This is a genomic window from Curvibacter sp. T50 (assembly GCF_057219955.1).
Genome location: NZ_JBXVVU010000001.1, coordinates 445,416 through 463,550, shown reverse-complemented (window position 1 = coordinate 463,550; position 18,135 = coordinate 445,416). Strand labels below are relative to the sequence as shown.

Here is an 18,135-nt window from a genome sequence, read left to right as displayed (position 1 = left end):
CGGGACCTTCCAAGAAGCATCTTGGGCGGCGTGGCGTCCGGAACGCGCACGACCGCTCGAGGCTTCGGTGTACTACCGGTTGAATCGAGCACGTCCACCGGCCTGGCTACCGTGGCGGTCTGTCGGCCTTGAGACCTCGGGTCTGCACCCGACGAGGCGTCTCGCCGATTCGAACCCGGCGCTCCGGACGCTACGCCGGCACCAGCCGAAGCAACCGATCCGGATGCATTTGCCGGCACGGGCGCGACCGGTCGAACGAGAGGCGGTGACGCCGCCGCTGGAGGAACCGGAACTGCCGAATCCTGCTCCGGCTCCGGCTCTGCCAGCAAAACGTAGCGGCGTGATGTTCGATTCGCGCAACCCACCCGCACATACAAAGTTACGACTGGCTCTTCGACGAGAACCGCCGCACGCACCTGAAGGACCGGCTCGCGAGGGTTTCGTCCACCCACCACCACGGTAACCCGGTCCGGATTGACACGTGTATCCCCCTGAAACACCTCGACCTCTGGACAAAGCGCGGAGGGCTCCTCGGGGATTTCCAGCCGAACCGGGACCGTTACCGACAACGGTTTACCAATCCAGGCGGCACCCTGCACGCGCCCGAGACCCAAAGCACTACTGCCCAGTGCCGTCAGAGTCAGAGCCGATCCAATGAGATAGTTTCGCAAGGCAGTTTGTAACTTGTTATCCGAACATTTTGACACAGCCCTTGCGCGTTTTCGGCTGGCCGCATAATCAAACCCATGAATCCGACACCCTTTTCCAACATCGCCATCATCGGCGCCGGCGCTATGGGACGAGGCATCGCCCAAATTGCCGCGCAGTCCGGCTGTTTCGTCTGGCTGCACGACACTCAGCGTTCTGTTTGTGAAGCAGCCATCAGTGCCTTGGGCGATACGTGGGAACGGTTAAGGGAAAGAGGCAAGCTGACCGATACCGACCGGGAAACCTACAGAAGCCGCTTGGGCATTGCTGACAAACTGGCTGACCTGCAAGGTTGCGACCTCGTCATTGAAGCTGTCGTCGAACGTGTCGATATCAAACAGCAGCTGTTTCGCCAGTTGGAAGACATCGTTTCGGATACAGCCGTCCTCGCGACCAATACCTCCTCACTTTCGGTCACTCAGATCGCTTCGGTGCTGAAGCGGCCCGAGCGATTTGCGGGCTACCATTTTTTCAACCCCGTTCCCCTGATGAAAGTCGTCGAGGTCATCGCCGGACTTCGGACCAGCGAAGAGACCTGTGCTGCACTCACACGCTTCGCCCAAGCCATCGGCCATGCACCGGTTCGCGCAGGCGATACGCCCGGCTTTATCGTCAATCATGCCGGCCGCGGCTACAGCACCGAAGCTCTGCGCATCCTGGGCGAACGGGTCAGCGACGTTCCCACCATCGATCGAATATTGAGAGATCAGGCGGGGTTCCGGCTGGGTCCCTTCGAACTGTTTGACCTCACTGCGCTCGACGTTTCCCATCCGGTCATCGAGTCGATCTACCACCAATATTTCGAAGAGCCCCGATATCGCCCCAGCGTGATCACCGCGCAGCGGCTTGCCGGCGGTCTGTTGGGCCGAAAAGTCGGCGAAGGCTTTTACCGGTATGTCAATGGCGTGGCGCAGATACCGCCAGAAGCCCAAACCCCGGCCGTGGAATCGATTCCGCCGGTCTGGGTGTCACCACGTGCTGCGCGCCGTCAGGAACTGTTGCAGTTGCTCAAAGGACTGGGCGCCCGCATCGAAACGGCGGCTTCGCCCTCGACCGAGGCTCTCATCCTGGTCGCCCCGCTCGGCTTCGACGTCACCACCGTCGCTGCGGTCGACCGGCTTGATCCGGCGCGAACCATCGGGATCGACCTGTTGCTGCCCGACAGTACCACCCGTCGTCGTGTTCTGGCGCGAAACCCGGCCTCACGCAGTGACTGGGTATCTGCCGCGCACGCGCTGTTCGCACGCGACGGCAAAGCCGTCAGTGTCATCCGGGACAGCGGAGGCTTCGTCACCCAGAGGGTAATCGCGACCATTGTCAATATTGCTTCGGACATGTGCCAACAAGGCGTCTGCAGTCCGAACGATCTGGACACGGCGGTTACACGGGGCCTTGGCTATCCTCAAGGCCCCCTGGCGCTTGGTGACGCCTGCGGCCCCGCAAGCATTCTTGAAGTCCTGTTCAACCTGCAGACCGTTTACGGTGATCCACGCTACCGACCTAGCCCCTGGCTGCGGCGCCGGGGTGCCTTGGGACTTTCGCTCTTGCACACCGAGGACTGAGACCATGACAGCCGAACTGCAGAGCACCACGGAAGGCAGGACCATGGTCCTGACCATCAGCAATCCCGAACACCGAAATGCCCTGGGGCCCGAGATCTATGCGGCGGGTGTCGAAGCGCTCGGCTCTGCGGAGTCCAACCCGGAAATCGGTTCGGTGATCGTGACCGGGCAAGGACCCGTTTTCAGCGCCGGCGGCAACCTTCAACGCCTCCAGGCCAATCGACAACTCCCCCCCGACCACCAGGCGCGCAGTATCGACGGCCTGCATAACTGGATCGAAACCATTCGGACTTTTCCGAAACCAGTTGTCGCCGCGGTCGAAGGCGCCGCAGCTGGCGCCGGCTTCTCGTTGGCGCTGGCATGTGATTTCATCGTCGCCGCGCGAAATGCCGCTTTCGTCATGGCCTACGTCAATATCGCTTTGTCTCCCGACGGCGGAGCCAGTTGGAGCCTGTCCCGGGCCATCCCTCGCCAGCTCGCGACCGAATTACTCCTGTGCGGGGACCGAATTAGTGCCGAGCGATTGGCCCAATTGGGTGTCGTCAACGTTATCAGCGACGCCGGCAATGCGCTGACCGACGCACTGGCACTGTGCGAGCGACTCAACAAGCGGGCACCCAACGCTCTGGCCAGCATCAAGGAACTGTTGTCCGAGGCCGACAGCAGCACATTGTCCGCCCACCTCAATCGGGAACGCGACCACTTTGTCAGGAACCTGCATCATCCCAATGCAGGAATCGGAATCGCGTCCTTTCTGAGCAAAACCCCGCCGTCTTACCGGTAACACGGGGCAGGAATTCGGCCGGGTACCGGCCTGCCTGGCCAGCGACCGGCCCAGCACAGACGCCCATGCGACAGCCGCAGTGCACCGCCGCCGTCCCGCACACGACAATTCCCCTGCAACCAGTCACACAAAAGACACGCCATGGACGATCCCATTCTTACGATCGACGAACGCGAGGCGATCAACAACGGTCGCTGGTTCTCGGCTCTTTCCCCTTCCCTGCGGCACGACATTCTGCGATGCGCCTACGTCAAACGATTCAAAGACGGCGAATTGATTGCTGCACGAGGCGAGCCACCGGAGCAATGGATCGCGTGCGCAAAAGGCGCGGTTCGGGTGAGTTCCACCACCGTGTCGGGAAAGCAGATCACGTTGACGTATGTAGAGCCAGGTATCTGGTTCGGCGATGTGTCGATCTTCGACGGCGACCGACGCACCCACGATGCCTATGCCCATGGAGACACAACCATTCTGTGCGTAGCAAAAGCCGATTTCAAGAAGATTCTGGCACTGCATGTCGAGTTGTACGACGCCATGCTGCGACTTCATGCCCGACGCATTCGCCAACTTTATGGCCTGGTGGAAGACCTCAACACGCTGCCCTTGCGCGCTCGACTGGCCAAACAGCTTTTACATCTGGCGCGCAGCTATGGCATTCCCAGCCTGGCCCACGGCGACGAAACACGAATCGGACTGCAACTGGCCCAGGAGGAACTGGCCCAACTTCTGGGAGCATCCCGGCAACGGGTCAATCAGGAACTCAAAGCGATGGAGCGCGAGCAGGCAATCCGCATCGAGGCGGGCGGACTCGTGATTCGAGACCGGGACGCACTGATGCGTCTCATCGATCAAGAGTCCTGAACGATCAGGCGTTCCAACCTGCGGACAAAGAAACATGAGTGAATTCGACCATTTCATCGGGACCCGGCCCGTCACCAGTCAGCATGCCGTAGACATCGAACGCCTCGAAGGCTGGCTCAAGGGCCGTGTTCCCGGCTTCGAGGGCCCCCTTACGGTGGAGATGTTCAGGGGTGGGCAGTCCAATCCGACGTACAAGTTGTTGACTCCGACTCAGTCGTACGTCATGCGTGCGAAACCGGGGCCGGTCGCCAAATTGCTGCCCTCGGCCCATGCCATCGAGCGGGAATTTGCGGTCATGCATGCGCTTTGTGCAACGGCGGTGCCAGTTGCGCGAATGCTCGCCTTGTGCGAGGACGAAAGCGTCATCGGTCGTGCGTTCTACATCATGGAGTTCGTATCGGGTCGCGTTCTGTGGGACCAGTCGTTGCCTGGAATGCTGCCCACGCAGCGTCGCGAAATCTATCTAGAGATGAACCGGGTCCTGGCGGAATTGCACAAGATTCGCCCGGCGGACATTGGCCTGGCTACGTTCGGCAAGCCAGGCAATTATTTCGAACGACAGATCGGCAGGTGGTCCAAGCAATATCTTGCATCCGTCACACAACCCATCGACGAGATGGACCAGCTGATGGCTTGGTTGCCGGCGAATATCCCGCCCCGGGCCCGCGACGACTCACTTGTCAGCGTGGTCCACGGAGACTACCGGCTCGACAACCTCATTTTTCACCCGCAGGAAGCCCGTGTCCTGGCCGTGCTGGACTGGGAGCTATCCACGCTGGGGCACCCCCTGGCGGATTTTGCCTATCACTGCATGGCATGGCATATCCCGCCGGGGGCCTTTCGTGGCATCGGTGGGCTGGACCATCACAGCCTGGGTATTCCCGTCGAAGACGAGTACATCCGCCTCTACTGCGACCGTACCGGCCTGGCCGCCCCTGACGATTTGCGCACCGACTGGAACTTCTATCTGGCCTACAACCTGTTTCGCATTGCGGCCATCCTGCAGGGCATCGCCAAACGGGTCGAAACCGGCACGGCCTCCAGCGCACAGGCCCGCGCATCGGGTGCAGGGGCCCGCCCCATGGCTGCATTGGCCTGGCAGTTTGCCAGCAAGGCCTGACCCGACCCATTTCAACCGGAGAAACCGATGGACTTTGAATATTCGCCTCGCACCCGAGAGCTGCAGGCGCGCCTGCAGCGGTTCATGGACGACCATGTCTACCCGAGCGAGAGGGCCTACGAAGATGAATTGGCGGCAAACACCGCAGCCGGCCGCCGATGGAGCCCGCTTCAGGTCATCGAAGAACTCAAGCCCAAGGCCCGTGACGCCGGTCTGTGGAATCTGTTCCTGCCGACGGACACAGCTGAGGCGTCGGGGTACCACGGCGCCGGGCTTACCAACCTGGAGTATGCGCCACTGGCGGAAATCATGGGGCGGGTGACCTGGGCGTCCGAGGTTTTCAACTGTTCAGCGCCGGATACCGGCAACATGGAAACGATTGCCCGCTACGGCAGCGAAGCAATCAAGGCGCGCTGGCTCTCGCCCTTGCTCCAGGGGAATATCCGCTCGGCTTTTGCCATGACGGAACCCGATGTCGCCTCGTCCGATGCCACCAACATCGCCACCCGCATCGAGCGCCAGGGCGACGAATACATCATCAACGGCCGCAAATGGTGGACATCGGGTGCCGGTGACCCACGCTGTGCGGTCTACATCACAATGGGCAAAACGGACCCGGAAGCACCTAAACACGCTCAGCAAAGCATGATTGTGGTCCCCGCAGACACTGCGGGAATCACGGTCGTGCGGCCCTTGACGGTGATGGGGTACGACGACGCGCCCCACGGCCACATGGAGGTCCTCTTCGAGAACGTCCGAGTGCCTGCCGAGAATATCTTGCTCGGCGAAGGTCGCGGTTTCGAGATCGCGCAAGGGCGCCTCGGGCCCGGTCGTATCCACCACTGCATGCGTTTGATCGGCCTGGCCGAACGAGCGCTGGAATTGATGTGCCGACGTGCCCTCGGGCGGGTGGCATTCGGCAAACCGGTCGCCGCACAGACCGTCACGCAAGAGCGCATCGCAGAAGCCCGGTGCAAGATCGACATGGCGCGACTGCTCACACTGAAGGCGGCCTGGATGATGGACGTTGCCGGCAACAAGGTAGCCCGTTCGGAGATCGCGATGATCAAGGTCGTTGCACCCAGCATGGCCTGCGAGGTCATCGACTGGGCCATTCAGGTCCATGGCGGTGGCGGCTTGTGCCAGGATTTTCCACTCGCCAGTGCTTACGTCGGCGCCCGTACGCTTCGTTTTGCGGACGGCCCGGACGAAGTGCATCGGAACGCCATCGCCAAATGGGAACTGGGCAAGTACGGCACATTCGGGCGCGATGCAGCCGTTCCGGTGACCCGGGGTTGCTGACCGCCCCCCGGAGGCGGGCCTGACCGATCCAATGGTCGATTCGGGTAGAATGCGGGATTCGTCGGAGCGTAGCGCAGCCTGGTAGCGCATCTGCTTTGGGAGCAGAGGGTCGCGAGTTCGAATCCCGCCGCTCCGACCAAGGAACAAGGGCCCACCTCGGTGGGCCTTTTATCCATCTGCCCGTAGCTCAACTGGATAGAGCAACGGCCTTCTAAGCCGTAGGTCGGGGGTTCGAGTCCCTCCGGGCAGGCCACAAGTCTTCAGGCCACACTCCGGGCGCGCCGAGTCGAGATGCAGCCCCACCCAAAAAAGCCGTCTTTTCGCCAATATCCAGCGTATTTTGGTCGCTTCTAGCTATCGTTTCTATATCACCGACCTTTCGAAGATCGGTGTTTACCCTGCTAGCAACTTGGCGAATGTGCAATATAGTGCGTGTTCTTGCAGGCAAATCCTGTCGGATTTCCCATAAGCGCCTTGCGCCAAAACCCAGCCCGGCTAGGGTTTGTCAGGAGCGGCAATTGCCGCACTTGGGTTAGATTTACTTTAGACCTAAACAACCGGAGATTTTCATGACCACTCGTCGCCTCGTACTCTCCCGTAGTGCCGCTCTCATCGGGGCTGCATCATCCGGATTGCTCTTGCCTGAACTGGCGCGCGCCCAAGGCAACAAGATCCGGGTCGGATTGATGCTGCCGTACACCGGCGCATTTGCCCAACTGGGTGTTGCGATCGAGAACGGATTCCGCATGGCACTCAATGAACAGGGTGGAAAGCTCGGCGGTCGCGAAGTGGAGTGGTTCAAGGTGGACGACGAATCCAACCCGGCGAAAGGCGTTGAAAATGCCCAACGCCTGGTGCAGCGCGACAAAGTGGACGTGCTGATCGGTACGGTCCATTCGGGGGTCCAGATGGGCATCCACCGCGTAGCCCGCGAGTCCGGCGTGCTGAACATCATCCCCAATGCGGGCGTCCACGTCGCCACCCGCGAACAATGTGCGCCCAATGTCTTTCGCGCCAGCTTCACGAACTCTCAGCCGACTCTCGGCCTGGGCAAAGTCATGGTCGACCGCGGCCACAAGAAAGCTGTCTGGATCACCTGGAGCTATGCCGCTGGCGACGAAGCCTTTGAAGGCTTCGAGAAGAGCTACACCGCCGCAGGAGGACAGATCGTCAAAAAACTTGGACTTCCGTTCCCCAACGTCGAATTCCAGGCCCTTCTGACCGAGATCGCCGCACTCAAGCCGGACGCTGTTGCCTGTTTCTTTGCCGGTGCGGGGGCCGCCAAGTTCATTCGGGACTACGCCGCGGCAGGCCTCAACCGCACCATCCCGCTGTATGGCTCCGGATTCCTGACCGAGGGCGTGCTGGACGCCGCAGGCGAGGCGGCCAACGGCATCCTCACCACACTGCACTACAGCGATTCGCTGGATACCCCACGCAACAAGCAGTTCCGTCTGGAATATGCCAAGACATTCAAGATGCAACCTGACGTCTACTCCGTGCAAGGGTATGACAGCGGCCTGTTGCTCCTGCAAGGTGCCAATGCAGTCAAGGGTGACCTCACGAAGAAGAAAGAGCTGTATGCGGCGATGCAAAACGCCACCATTGACAGCCCGCGCGGCAAATTCAAACTCAGCAAGGCCAACAATCCGGTGCAGGACATTTACTTGCGCCAGGTCGAAGGCAAAGAAAACAAGGTGATCGGAATTGCGGCAAAAGCCGTGTCCGATTCAGGGGCCGGTTGCCGCATGGCGACCTGACGGCCTTCTCACTGCCGCATGGGTGGTGTCGGCCTCCTGGCCACACCGCCCTTTTTCTGGAACATGCGATGGATTTCGCCAGTTTTCTGATCCAGCTGCTCAACAGTGTGCAGTACGGCCTGTTGCTGTTCATGTTGGCGGCCGGCCTGACGCTGATCTTTGGGATCATGGGTGTTGTCAATCTCGCCCACGGCAGCTTTTACATGCTCGGGGCCTATCTGGCCTGGTCGCTGGCAGCCCGTCTGGGGAGTTTCGCCCTGGCGATCGTTGTTGGCACCCTGCTTGCCGTGGCCTTTGGATTGTTGCTGGAGAAAGTGCTGATACGGCACTTCTATCACCGCGACCATCTGGACCAGGTGCTGCTGACTTTTGGATTGATCTATATCTTTGAAGAGATGCGCTCCATCCTGTGGGGCGACGATGTCCATGGTGTCGCCATGCCAGCGCTTCTAGCGGCGTCCATTCCGTTGACCGACACCCTCTCCTACCCGGTCTACCGGTTGTTCATGAGCGGACTGTGTATCGTGCTGGCCATTGGCCTGTATCTGCTGATTTCACGGACCAAACTGGGCATGAAAATCCGTGCCGGCGCCTTCAACCATGAAATGACGGAAGCGCTCGGCGTCAACATCCGCCTGATCCACGCACTGGTTTTCGCTTTGGGTGTCGGCCTGGCAACGGTTGCCGGGATGATTGCCGCCCCCATCTCCAGCGTCTACCCCAACATGGGGGGCAGTGTGCTGATCATGTGTTTTGTTGTGGTGGTGATCGGCGGCATCGGTTCGGTACGCGGCGCGCTGATCGCCGCACTGCTGGTCGGGTTCGTCGACACGTTCGGCAAGGTACTCCTGCCGCAGGTTTCCGGCATGCTGGTCTACATGCTGATGGCCCTGGTCCTTCTGTACAAGCCCGAAGGCCTCTTCAAAGCCTGAACAAACGACCATGAGCGCCCCCAAAGCCCAACTGGAAACCCTGCCGCGCAGCCTCACGCTGATGCTGGCCGTCGCCCTGATCGGCCTCGCGGCCGTGCCGGTGTTCGGCGCCGACTACACCATCGGGCTGGTCACCAGCATGATGATCATGGCCATCTTCGCGATGAGTCTGGACTTGCTGCAAGGTGTCACCGGCCTGGTGTCTCTCGGCCACGCCGCGTTCTTTGGCCTCGCCGGCTATGCCCTCGCCTTCATGACGCCTTCGGGCCAGGCGGTCAGCCTGTGGTGGACTTTGCCGCTTGCTGTAGGGGCGTCCGCGCTGGCGGCCCTGCTGATCGGCTTTTTTGTCGTCCGCACGCACGGCATCTACTTCATCATGGTCACCATGGCGTTTGCGCAAATGGTGTATTTCCTGTTCTTTGACATCAAGGCGCTGGGCGGCTCCGATGGCTTGTACCTCAATTTCAAGCCCGATGCCGGACTGTTCGACCTGGAAGACAAACGGGTTTTCTTCTGGTTCACCCTGGCCTGTCTGGTGGCGACCTACGCCTTCCTGCGCAGGCTGCTGTTTTCTCCCTTCGGCCGGGCGCTGGCGGGCATCCGTGCCAACGAGCACCGGATGCGGGCTCTGGGTTTTGCCAGCTTTTCGCACAAGCTCGCAGCCTTCACACTGGCGGGAGCACTGGCGGGTCTGGCTGGCTATCTGTGGGCTGCCCAGACCGGGTTCATGAACCCGGAGTTGATGGGCTTTCACATGAGCGCCCACGCGATCATGATGGTGATCCTGGGCGGCATGGGAAACTTTGCCGGTGCCATCGTCGGAGCCTTCGCCTTCGAATACCTGCTGCACCTGTTCAAGGACCTGCCCGACATCGGCTCCTTCCGCACGGGCAAACACTGGCAGCTATGGATGGGGTTGTTCATTGTCGCCATCGTCATCCTGGCGCCGCGGGGCATTCTGGGTCTGCTGGCGCGATGGCTGCAGCGCAAGGAGACCGGCGATGACTGAAGCTGTGACGGCCACCGCGACCGGTGAGATCCAGGCATGGACGCCAAACCACCCCGGAACAATGCCCGGGCTGGTCCTGACAGCCCGGCAACTGACCAAACGGTTCGGTGGCCTGGCAGCCGTGAACCAGGTCAACCTGGATCTGTGGCAAGGCCGTATCCACGGTGTCATCGGCCCCAACGGCGCGGGCAAATCGACGCTGACCAACCTGCTGTCCGGCGACCTGCCCCCGACCGAGGGAACCGTCACCCTTGCCGGACAGGACATTACCGGCTGGAACCCGGAACGCATCTCCCGACAGAGACTGGGCCGCAGCTACCAGAAAACCAATATCTTTCCGGCATTCACGGTCTGGGAGAACATCCGCCTCGCCGCGCAATCGCGCAACCAGCCGTTCGCGTTCAATCCACTGGCCTGGCTGACCCGCGCGGCAACCCGCGCCGTCGTCAATGAGCGCGCCGAAAAGGCCTTGGAGCTGGCACTTCTCGGCAGTCGTCGCAACACGATCGCCGGCGCTGCCAGCCATGGTGAACAGCGCCAGCTCGAGATCGCCATGACCCTGGCGACCGAGCCCCAGGTGCTGCTGCTCGACGAGCCATTGGCCGGCATGGGCACGATGGAGGCGGAACGCATGGTGCAGTTGCTGCTGGGCTTGAAGGCCGACCACGCGATGATGCTGGTGGAACACGATATGGACGCCGTGTTTGCGGTCGCCGATCACCTCACGGTGATGGTCAACGGCCAGGTCATCGCCAGCGATACACCGGCAGCCGTGCGCGCTGACGTGACGGTACAGGCCGCCTATCTCGGGGAGGCGCACTGACATGGGCGAGCGACTGATTGAGGTGCAAGGCATCCACAGCTATTACGGACAGAGCCACATCCTGCGCGGAGTGAATTTCCACGTCGACCGGGGGGAGACCATCGGCCTGATGGGTCGCAACGGCATGGGCAAAAGCACGCTGCTGAAAAGCATCATGGGCATCGTGCGACCTCGCGCCGGGTCGGTCGAGATCAAAGGACGCCCGGCCCGCGATCTGGCGGTGTTCGAAGTCGCCCAAAGCGGCATCGCCTACGTGCCCGAAGGGCGTGGAATTTTTGGCAACCTCAGCGTGTCAGAAAACCTGCGCATGGCGGCGCGTCCGGGTACCGGCGGCCAACGGGACTGGACTTACGAACGGGTGCTGGAGACATTTCCCCGCCTTGCCGAGCGGCTGAACCACGGCGGCCAGCAACTGAGCGGCGGCGAGCAGCAGATGCTGACCATCGGCCGCGCGCTCATGACCAACCCCGACGTACTGATCCTGGACGAAGCCACCGAAGGCCTGGCCCCGCTGATCGCGCGCGAGATCTGGCGCATCTGCGGGCTGATCCGGCAAAGCGGCATCAGCAGCATCATCGTGGACAAGAACTGGCGTCACGTCACCCAGATCACCGACCGCAACGTGATTCTGGTCAAGGGTGAAGTGGTGTTTGCGGGCAGCTCCGACGAGCTCCTGTCCGAGCCCGAACGCCTCGCCCAACACCTTGGGGTCTGAGCGGACCTTTGCAGTCTGCGTCGGCGCACCCCTGCCGGCACCCCTCACACCAGCGGCCGCAGTTCCCGCGCCGCGTCCAGCAGCAGCGGCAGCAGGTCGCGCTGCATCGCCGCAGGCTCCAGGCGGGCCGGGGGGGCCACCACGTTCAGCGCGGCGACGGTGTGGCCCTGCATGTTGCGCACCGGCACCGCCAGCGCGTGGATGCCCAGTTCGTGTTCCTCGCTGGCAACGCACCAGTCGTCGCGCCGCACCTGCTCGATCAGCGCCCGGAACGCGCCAGGTTCGACCACCGTGCGGGCGGTCAGGCGCGGCAACGGGCGCTCGCCATCCGGCCCGCCGCCCATCCAGGTCTCGAACGCCGCCGGCGGCAGCGCGGCCAGCAGCACCCGCCCGGTGGAGGTGGCGTGCGCCGGCAGCCGCGCGCCCAGGTGCAGGCCGTAGGCCAGCAGGCGCAGCTGGCCGCTGCGCGCCACGATCACCACCTCGGCGCCGTCCAGCACCACCGCCGAAAACGACTCCTGCGTCTGCGCGGCCAGCCGGTTCAGCGTCGGCTGCAGCACCCGCGGCAAGCGGGCGGACGCGAGGTAACTGCCGGAAAACCGCAGCACCTTGGGCGCCAGCCAGAAATAACTGCCGTCGGTTTCCAGATACCCGAGGTGCGCCAGCGTCAGCAGATGCCGGCGCGCGGCGGCGCGGGTGAGGCCCGCGCGCTGGGCGGCGAGCGTGGCGTTCAGGCGCTGGCGTTCGGTGTCAAAACTCTCCAGCACCGCCAGCCCCTTGGCCATGCCCTCGATGAAATCGGCCTTGGCGATGTCCATGTGTGGCCTCGGATCAAGTGTTGCGCGGTGATCGCGCGAAGTGCACGATCATCGCACAATGACCGCACCAAGTGGTGGCGCTGCGGAGAGCACGTCCGTACAGTTCTCTGCAACCGTTCCACAACACCCCAGGAGACTTTCCCATGCGCACCCAGGTAGCCATCATCGGCGGCGGCCCGTCCGGCCTCATGCTGTCCCAGCTCTTGCACCTCAAGGGCATAGCCACCGTCGTGCTGGAGCGCCAGAGTCGTGAATACGTGCTTTCGCGCATCCGTGCCGGCGTGCTGGAGCACGGTTTTGCCGAGCTGATGCGCGAAGCCCAGTGCGGCGAGCGCATGGACCGGGAAGGCGAGATCCACGAAGGCTTTTTCATCTCCGACAACGGCGCCATGCGTCGCGTGGACCTGCACAAATACAGCGGCGGCAGCTCGGTCGTCGTCTACGGCCAGACCGAACTGACGCGCGACCTGTACGAAGCGCGCGACCGGATGAACGGCAAGGTCATCCACAACGCCGAAGACGTGCAGCCGCACGACCTCAAAAGCGCCAACCCCTACGTGACCTACCGCATGGGCGACGAGATCGTGCGCATCGACTGCGACTATGTGATCGGCGCCGACGGCTTTCACGGCGTCAGCCGCAAGTCCATTCCGCGCGACGTGCTCAAGGAATACGAAAAGGTCTACCCCTTCGGCTGGCTGGGCGTGCTCTCGCGCACCAAGCCGGTGTCGCCCGAGCTGATCTACGCCAAGCACGAACGCGGCTTTGCGCTGTGTTCGCTGCGCTCGCAGGTGCTCTCCCGCTACTACATCCAGGTGCCGCTGTCCGACTCGGTGGAGGACTGGTCCGACGAGAAATTCTGGGACGAACTCAAGCGCCGCCTGCCCGCCGACGTGGCCGAGCGCCTGATCACCGGGCCGTCGATCGAAAAATCCATCGCGCCGCTGCGCTCCTTCGTGGCCGAGCCGATGCGCTACGGCAACCTGTTCCTCGCCGGTGACGCCGCCCACATCGTGCCGCCCACCGGCGCCCGGGGCCTGAACAGCGCCGCGTCAGACATCTACTACCTCTACCACGCCATGGTCGCCCACTACAAGAACGGTGACGACTCGGGCCTGGACAACTACTCGGCCAAGGCGCTGGCGCGGGTGTGGAAGGCGCAGCGTTTCTCGTGGTGGATGACGACCATGCTGCACACCTTCCCCGACAGCCTGGCCTACGACCAGAAGCTGCAGGACACCGAGCTGGCCTACCTGTTCTCGTCGGAAAAAGCCCAGGGCTCGCTGGCCGAAAACTACGTCGGCCTGCCGTTCTGACCACACACCACCGCCCGCCCGCGGGCCGCGCGACGCAATAATGGGGGCCCTCTTGGCCCCCTTGTCGCGTCCGTGGAGGCCTGCCCACTGGTTTTCTGGTCAAAATGGCCAATACCCAGCGCAAAAAGGTCGCTTTCAGCTATTCTTTTCATAGTACACCGCAATGACTACACCCCGCCGCCCTGCCCCTACCTCATCCGCCCCGCTGAAGACACTGAAGCCGCTGCGCGGCGTCCGCGTGCTCAGCCTGGCGCTCAACCTGCCCGGGCCGGCGGCAATGATGCGTCTCAAGGCCATGGGCGCGACTTGCCTGAAGGCTGAACCCCCCGGACCCCGTGGCGCATCGGGCGATCCGATGGGGCAGTACAACCGCGGCGCCTATGACACCATGCACACCGGCATCCGGGTCATCACGGTCGACCTGAAAACGGAAAAAGGCCAGGCGAGCCTGCACAAGGAACTGGCCCGCACCGACGTTCTGCTGACCTCGTTCCGCCCGTCTGCCCTGGAAAAACTCGGCCTGGGCTGGAAGGCTTTGCGGCGCCGCTATCCCGCGCTGTCTGTCGTGGCCATTGTGGGCGCCCCCGGCGGGCGCGCCGAAGAGCCCGGGCACGACCTGACCTATCTGGCCGACGCCGGTCTGGTGACCGGGCTGGATCTGCCGCCGACGCTGTTTGCCGATATGGGTGGCGCCCTGATGGCCAGCGAAGCCGCCCTCAAGGCCGTGCTGGCACAGAAAACCAGTGGCAAAGGGAGCTTTCAGCAGGTGGCGCTGAGCGACGCCGCCGCCTGGCTGGCCCTGCCACGTACCTGGGGGCTGACCCAGCCGAGCGGCGCCGTCGGTGGCGCCCATGCCGGCTACCGGGTCTACCCGTGCAAAGACGGGCGCGTGGCCGTGGCCGCCCTGGAGCCGCATTTCGCGGCCGCTCTGTGTGCGGCCGCCGGCGTGGCCATGCCCTCGCTGTTGACCCTGTTCGAACAAGCCACGCACGATGCCATCGCCCGATTCCTGCTGGCCCGCACCCGCAAACAGCTCGACACATTGGCGCTGGAGATGGACATTCCGCTGCACACCATGGCCTGAAGCGCGGCGCACCGGAGGCGGCGGCGCGCCGCGCGGACGCCTGATCGGAGCCACACCACCGCAGGGTAAGATGCCGCATGCACAAACCTTACCCCCCTCTCCTCCTGTCCCTGCTGTTGGTTACCGGAACAGCGTTCGCCCAAGGCGGCGCCAAAGACGAACTGATCGGCAAAATCCTCACGCTGCAGAAACCTGCGATCGAGAGCCTTGCACAATCGCTTGCCGAGCAGCCGGCCGCCCAGTTGCTGGAGCAGGCCGGCGCAGCGTTGCCAGGACGGGTGCCGGCCGAACGCCGGGAGGCAGTCGCCCGGGATATCCGGGCCGACGCGCGCACCTACGCCGAAGAGGTTGCCCCGATCGTGCGCGAAAAGGCGGTCCAGCTGGCACCGTCGACCGTGGGGCCGATCCTGCGCGAGAAGTTCACCGAGGACGAGCTGCGCCAGATCATCGCCGTGCTGGAATCGTCGGCCTGGTCCAAATTCGAACAACTGGGCGGTGACATGCAAAAAGCGCTCGGCGAGAAACTGGTGGCCGAGACCCGCCCGGCCGTTCAGGCCAAACTCGCCGTCCTGGAACAATCGGTTTCGCGGCGTCTGGGCATCACCCCCGCTGCCGCCGACAACAAGGCAAGCGCCGCCTCCGCGCCCAAGCCCGCGGCCCGGGCCTCAGCACCCGCCAAAGCCGCCAGCCGCTGAACCGGCACGGCCCGCCGTTCAGCGCCCGCCGCGTTTGCCGCCGCCCACCGGGCTGCCGGGGCGGCTGCCACCCGCGGAACGGGGCGGCAGGCCGGTGTGCTGGGTCAGCAGGCGGCCCTTGACCGGCTTCACCGGCGCCGCTTTGGCCGGTGCCGGTGTGCTGTTCTTGCGCCGCGCGCTCTGGTAGCCGTCGTCGTTCAGCGGCTGCCAGGTCGGGATCAGGTGCTGCTTGCCGTTGCCGATCAGGTCGGCCCGGCCCATGGTCTTGAGCGCCTCGCGCAGCAGTGGCCAGTTGGCCGGGTCGTGGTAGCGCAGGAAGGCCTTGTGCAGGCGCCGGCGCCGCTCGCCGCGCACCACGTCCACGGTTTCGCCGCGTTCATCCCGGTGCACGCCGGTGAGCGTGTTCAGGCCGGTGTGGTACATCGCCGTCGCGGTGGCCATGGGGCTGGGGTAGAAGGTCTGCACCTGGTCGGCGCGGAAGCCGTTTTTCTTCAGCCACACCGCCAGGTTCATCATGTCTTCGTCGGTGGTGCCCGGGTGGGCGGCGATGAAATACGGAATCAGGAACTGCTTCTTGCCCGCCTCGGCGCTGAACTTGTCGAACAGGCTCTTGAAGCGGTCGTAGCTGCCGATGCCCGGCTTCATCATCTTGGACAGCGGGCCGGATTCGGTGTGCTCCGGCGCGATCTTCAGGTAGCCGCCGACATGGTGCTGCACCAGCTCTTTCACATACTCCGGGCTTTTCACCGCCAGGTCGTAGCGCAGGCCGGAGCCGATCAGGATTTTCTTCACGCCCTTCAGCGCCCGGGCGCGCCGGTACATCGAAATCAGCGGGCCATGGTCGGTGGTCAGGTTCTGGCAGATGCCGGGGTAGACGCAGCTCGGTTTGCGGCAGGCGGCCTCAATTTCCGGTGTGCGGCAGCCCAGCCGGTACATGTTGGCCGTGGGGCCGCCGAGATCGGAAATGGCGCCGGTGAAGCCCTGGACCTTGTCGCGGATGTCCTCGATTTCCTGGATCACCGAGTCTTCGCTGCGGCTCTGGATGATGCGGCCCTCGTGCTCGGTGATGGAGCAGAAGGTGCAGCCGCCAAAGCAGCCGCGCATGATGTTGACCGAGAAGCGGATCATCTCCCACGCGGGAATCTTGGTCGCGCCGTCATGGCTGCCCTGGGCATCGGCGTAGGCCGGGTGCGGGCTGCGGGCATAGGGCAGGCCGAACACCCAGTCCATTTCGGCGGTGGTCAGCGGAATCGGTGGCGGGTTGAGCCAGACGTCGCGCGCGGTGGTGCCCTCCCCGTGCGCCTGCACCAGCGCGCGGGCGTTGCCGGGGTTGGTTTCCAGGTGCAGCACGCGGTTGGCGTGGGCATAGAGCACCGCATCCATCTTGACCTGCTCGTAGCTCGGCAGGCGGATCACGGTGCGCTCGCGCGGCGGGCGTTTGCTCCGCAGCGCCGGATTGGGAGCGAAAAACACCGGTGTCTCGACCGATTTCAAGCCTTTTTGGCCGATACCCACCGTGGAAAGGTCATTGTTTGCTACTGAATCAGGAGTATTCGACGGATCGCAGGTTCCGCCCCGTTCCGCCGCCTGCTCCGCCGTGGTCTGGTAGGGGTTGAGGTGGCTTTCCACCGGGCCGGGCTGATCCACCTCAGTGGAGTCGATCTCGGTCCATTCGGTGTCCGGTGCATGCGGCGAGCTGCGACGCACAAACGCCGTGCCGCGCACGTCGGTGATGTCCTGCACCGGCACCTTGGCCGCCAGCCGGTGCGCCACCTCGACCAGCGCGCGTTCGGCGTTGCCGTACAGCAGCAGGTCGCATTTGGCGTCCACCACGATGGAGCGGCGCACCTTGTCGCTCCAGTAGTCGTAATGCGCGATGCGGCGCAGGCTGCCCTCGATGCCGCCCAGCACGATCGGCACGTCGGAAAAGGCTTCGCGGCAGCGCTGGCTGTAGACAATCGCCGCCCGGTCGGGCCGTTTGCCGCCCACATCACCGGGGGTGTAGGCGTCGTCGCTGCGGATCTTGCGGTCGGCCGTGTAGCGGTTGATCATGGAATCCATGTTCCCCGCGGTGACGCCCCAGAACAGGTTGGGTTTGCCCAGCGCCTTGAACGGCTCGGCGCTGTGCCAGTCCGGCTGGGCGATGATGCCTACGCGAAAGCCCTGCGCCTCCAGCACCCGGCCGATCACCGCCATGCCGAAACTGGGGTGGTCCACGTAGGCGTCGCCGGTCACCAGCACGATGTCGCAGCTGTCCCAGCCCAGCTGCACCATCTCCTCCCGGCTCATCGGCAGGAACGGCGCCGTGCCGAAGCGTTTCGCCCAGTAGGGGCGGTAGCTGGCCAGCGGCTTGGCGGCGCGCGGAAAAAAGGAGACGTCGACGGGGGCGTTCATGGCGGGTACACGGCAGCGCGCAGTGTACGGTGTGCCCCCGGCCGGCGTGGATTCAAAGGTCTTTCAGGGCGGCGTCGATCTGGCGGGAAAACACCGCAGCATCCCCCAGGGCCTGGGCATTGAGCAACGCGAGTTTGGCCAGAAAGAGCTCGGCCTTTTCCGGACCGGCGGTGTCGATGGCAAGGGCCAGCTGGTCGTAGACCGATTCCAGGTCCGGCAGGCTGAGGCTGTGGGTTTTGGTCATGGTGGGGC

At 63.5% G+C, this 18,135-nt stretch carries 16 protein-coding genes and 2 tRNA genes; 15 read left to right on the top strand and 3 right to left on the bottom strand.

Annotated features, from left to right (window positions below):
• Positions 1-746: 746 nt before the first annotated feature.
• From AC2EBU_RS02165 to AC2EBU_RS02110, 12 genes are all read left to right on the top strand, one after another.
• On the top strand, positions 747-2,270 hold the full coding sequence (locus tag AC2EBU_RS02165; protein WP_484608741.1) for a 3-hydroxyacyl-CoA dehydrogenase: 1,524 nt from the start codon (positions 747-749) through the stop codon (positions 2,268-2,270).
• 4 nt (positions 2,271-2,274) lie between these two features.
• The gene (locus AC2EBU_RS02160; protein WP_484608740.1) at positions 2,275-3,054 is read left to right on the top strand and encodes an oxepin-CoA hydrolase, alternative type; all 780 of its coding nucleotides are present in this window, start codon (positions 2,275-2,277) and stop codon (positions 3,052-3,054) included.
• Between the two features lie 141 nt (positions 3,055-3,195).
• Positions 3,196-3,915: a Crp/Fnr family transcriptional regulator gene (locus AC2EBU_RS02155; RefSeq protein ID WP_484608739.1), complete on the top strand. Its 720-nt coding sequence runs from the start codon at positions 3,196-3,198 to the stop codon at positions 3,913-3,915.
• 34 nt (positions 3,916-3,949) lie between these two features.
• Positions 3,950-5,035 carry a phosphotransferase gene (locus tag AC2EBU_RS02150; protein WP_484608738.1) on the top strand — a complete coding sequence of 362 codons (1,086 nt, stop codon included), beginning with the start codon at positions 3,950-3,952 and terminating at the stop codon, positions 5,033-5,035.
• 27 nt (positions 5,036-5,062) lie between these two features.
• Positions 5,063-6,337 carry an acyl-CoA dehydrogenase family protein gene (locus tag AC2EBU_RS02145; protein WP_484608737.1) on the top strand — a complete coding sequence of 425 codons (1,275 nt, stop codon included), beginning with the start codon at positions 5,063-5,065 and terminating at the stop codon, positions 6,335-6,337.
• A 62-nt stretch (positions 6,338-6,399) separates the two neighbouring features.
• Positions 6,400-6,476 (top strand) — tRNA-Pro (locus AC2EBU_RS02140).
• Between the two features lie 37 nt (positions 6,477-6,513).
• Positions 6,514-6,590, top strand: a tRNA-Arg gene (locus AC2EBU_RS02135).
• A gap of 316 nt (positions 6,591-6,906) precedes the next feature.
• Complete coding sequence (locus AC2EBU_RS02130) at positions 6,907-8,097, top strand: ABC transporter substrate-binding protein (RefSeq protein WP_484608736.1); 1,191 nt, start codon at positions 6,907-6,909, stop codon at positions 8,095-8,097.
• Positions 8,098-8,165: 68 nt separating this feature from the next.
• On the top strand, positions 8,166-9,029 hold the full coding sequence (locus AC2EBU_RS02125) for a branched-chain amino acid ABC transporter permease (RefSeq protein ID WP_484608735.1): 864 nt from the start codon (positions 8,166-8,168) through the stop codon (positions 9,027-9,029).
• 10 nt (positions 9,030-9,039) lie between these two features.
• Complete coding sequence (locus AC2EBU_RS02120) at positions 9,040-10,038, top strand: branched-chain amino acid ABC transporter permease (RefSeq protein WP_484608734.1); 999 nt, start codon at positions 9,040-9,042, stop codon at positions 10,036-10,038.
• A 61-nt stretch (positions 10,039-10,099) separates the two neighbouring features.
• Positions 10,100-10,861: an ABC transporter ATP-binding protein gene (locus AC2EBU_RS02115; RefSeq protein ID WP_484610095.1), complete on the top strand. Its 762-nt coding sequence runs from the start codon at positions 10,100-10,102 to the stop codon at positions 10,859-10,861.
• Position 10,862: 1 nt separating this feature from the next.
• Positions 10,863-11,576, top strand: coding sequence for an ABC transporter ATP-binding protein (locus tag AC2EBU_RS02110; RefSeq protein ID WP_484608733.1), 714 nt, complete (start codon positions 10,863-10,865; stop codon positions 11,574-11,576).
• Between the two features lie 44 nt (positions 11,577-11,620).
• On the opposite strand, the gene AC2EBU_RS02105 is transcribed toward AC2EBU_RS02110, so the two are convergent.
• Positions 11,621-12,394, bottom strand: coding sequence for an IclR family transcriptional regulator domain-containing protein (locus AC2EBU_RS02105; RefSeq protein ID WP_484608732.1), 774 nt, complete (start codon positions 12,392-12,394; stop codon positions 11,621-11,623).
• A gap of 143 nt (positions 12,395-12,537) precedes the next feature.
• On the opposite strand from AC2EBU_RS02105, the gene pobA reads away from it, so the two are divergent.
• From pobA to AC2EBU_RS02090, 3 genes are all read left to right on the top strand, one after another.
• Complete coding sequence (gene pobA, locus AC2EBU_RS02100; RefSeq protein ID WP_484608731.1) at positions 12,538-13,710, top strand: 4-hydroxybenzoate 3-monooxygenase; 1,173 nt, start codon at positions 12,538-12,540, stop codon at positions 13,708-13,710.
• Between the two features lie 163 nt (positions 13,711-13,873).
• On the top strand, positions 13,874-14,794 hold the full coding sequence (locus AC2EBU_RS02095; RefSeq protein WP_484608730.1) for a CoA transferase: 921 nt from the start codon (positions 13,874-13,876) through the stop codon (positions 14,792-14,794).
• Between the two features lie 77 nt (positions 14,795-14,871).
• Positions 14,872-15,489, top strand: a complete 618-nt coding sequence (locus tag AC2EBU_RS02090; RefSeq protein ID WP_484608729.1) for a DUF2059 domain-containing protein — start codon at positions 14,872-14,874, stop codon at positions 15,487-15,489.
• Positions 15,490-15,507: 18 nt separating this feature from the next.
• Here the strand turns inward: AC2EBU_RS02090 and AC2EBU_RS02085 are convergent, their stop codons facing one another.
• Positions 15,508-17,883 (bottom strand): YgiQ family radical SAM protein, encoded by a 2,376-nt coding sequence (locus AC2EBU_RS02085; protein ID WP_484608728.1) that lies wholly within the window; start codon positions 17,881-17,883, stop codon positions 15,508-15,510.
• A gap of 52 nt (positions 17,884-17,935) precedes the next feature.
• On the bottom strand, positions 17,936-18,127 hold the full coding sequence (locus AC2EBU_RS02080; protein WP_484608727.1) for a DUF2783 domain-containing protein: 192 nt from the start codon (positions 18,125-18,127) through the stop codon (positions 17,936-17,938).
• Between the last annotated feature and the right edge of the window lie 8 nt (positions 18,128-18,135).

Bases quoted from the DNA above. Each gene is read 5' to 3' on its own strand.
- AC2EBU_RS02165 (WP_484608741.1), top strand. From the start codon at position 747: ATGAATCCGACACCCTTTTCCAACATCGCCATCATCGGCGCCGGCGCT.
- AC2EBU_RS02160 (WP_484608740.1), top strand. From the start codon at position 2,275: ATGACAGCCGAACTGCAGAGCACCACGGAAGGCAGGACCATGGTCCTG.
- AC2EBU_RS02155 (WP_484608739.1), top strand. From the start codon at position 3,196: ATGGACGATCCCATTCTTACGATCGACGAACGCGAGGCGATCAACAAC.
- AC2EBU_RS02150 (WP_484608738.1), top strand. From the start codon at position 3,950: ATGAGTGAATTCGACCATTTCATCGGGACCCGGCCCGTCACCAGTCAG.
- AC2EBU_RS02145 (WP_484608737.1), top strand. From the start codon at position 5,063: ATGGACTTTGAATATTCGCCTCGCACCCGAGAGCTGCAGGCGCGCCTG.
- AC2EBU_RS02130 (WP_484608736.1), top strand. From the start codon at position 6,907: ATGACCACTCGTCGCCTCGTACTCTCCCGTAGTGCCGCTCTCATCGGG.
- AC2EBU_RS02125 (WP_484608735.1), top strand. From the start codon at position 8,166: ATGGATTTCGCCAGTTTTCTGATCCAGCTGCTCAACAGTGTGCAGTAC.
- AC2EBU_RS02120 (WP_484608734.1), top strand. From the start codon at position 9,040: ATGAGCGCCCCCAAAGCCCAACTGGAAACCCTGCCGCGCAGCCTCACG.
- AC2EBU_RS02115 (WP_484610095.1), top strand. From the start codon at position 10,100: ATGCCCGGGCTGGTCCTGACAGCCCGGCAACTGACCAAACGGTTCGGT.
- AC2EBU_RS02110 (WP_484608733.1), top strand. From the start codon at position 10,863: ATGGGCGAGCGACTGATTGAGGTGCAAGGCATCCACAGCTATTACGGA.
- AC2EBU_RS02105 (WP_484608732.1), bottom strand. From the start codon at position 12,394: ATGGACATCGCCAAGGCCGATTTCATCGAGGGCATGGCCAAGGGGCTG.
- pobA (WP_484608731.1), top strand. From the start codon at position 12,538: ATGCGCACCCAGGTAGCCATCATCGGCGGCGGCCCGTCCGGCCTCATG.
- AC2EBU_RS02095 (WP_484608730.1), top strand. From the start codon at position 13,874: ATGACTACACCCCGCCGCCCTGCCCCTACCTCATCCGCCCCGCTGAAG.
- AC2EBU_RS02090 (WP_484608729.1), top strand. From the start codon at position 14,872: ATGCACAAACCTTACCCCCCTCTCCTCCTGTCCCTGCTGTTGGTTACC.
- AC2EBU_RS02085 (WP_484608728.1), bottom strand. From the start codon at position 17,883: ATGAACGCCCCCGTCGACGTCTCCTTTTTTCCGCGCGCCGCCAAGCCG.
- AC2EBU_RS02080 (WP_484608727.1), bottom strand. From the start codon at position 18,127: ATGACCAAAACCCACAGCCTCAGCCTGCCGGACCTGGAATCGGTCTAC.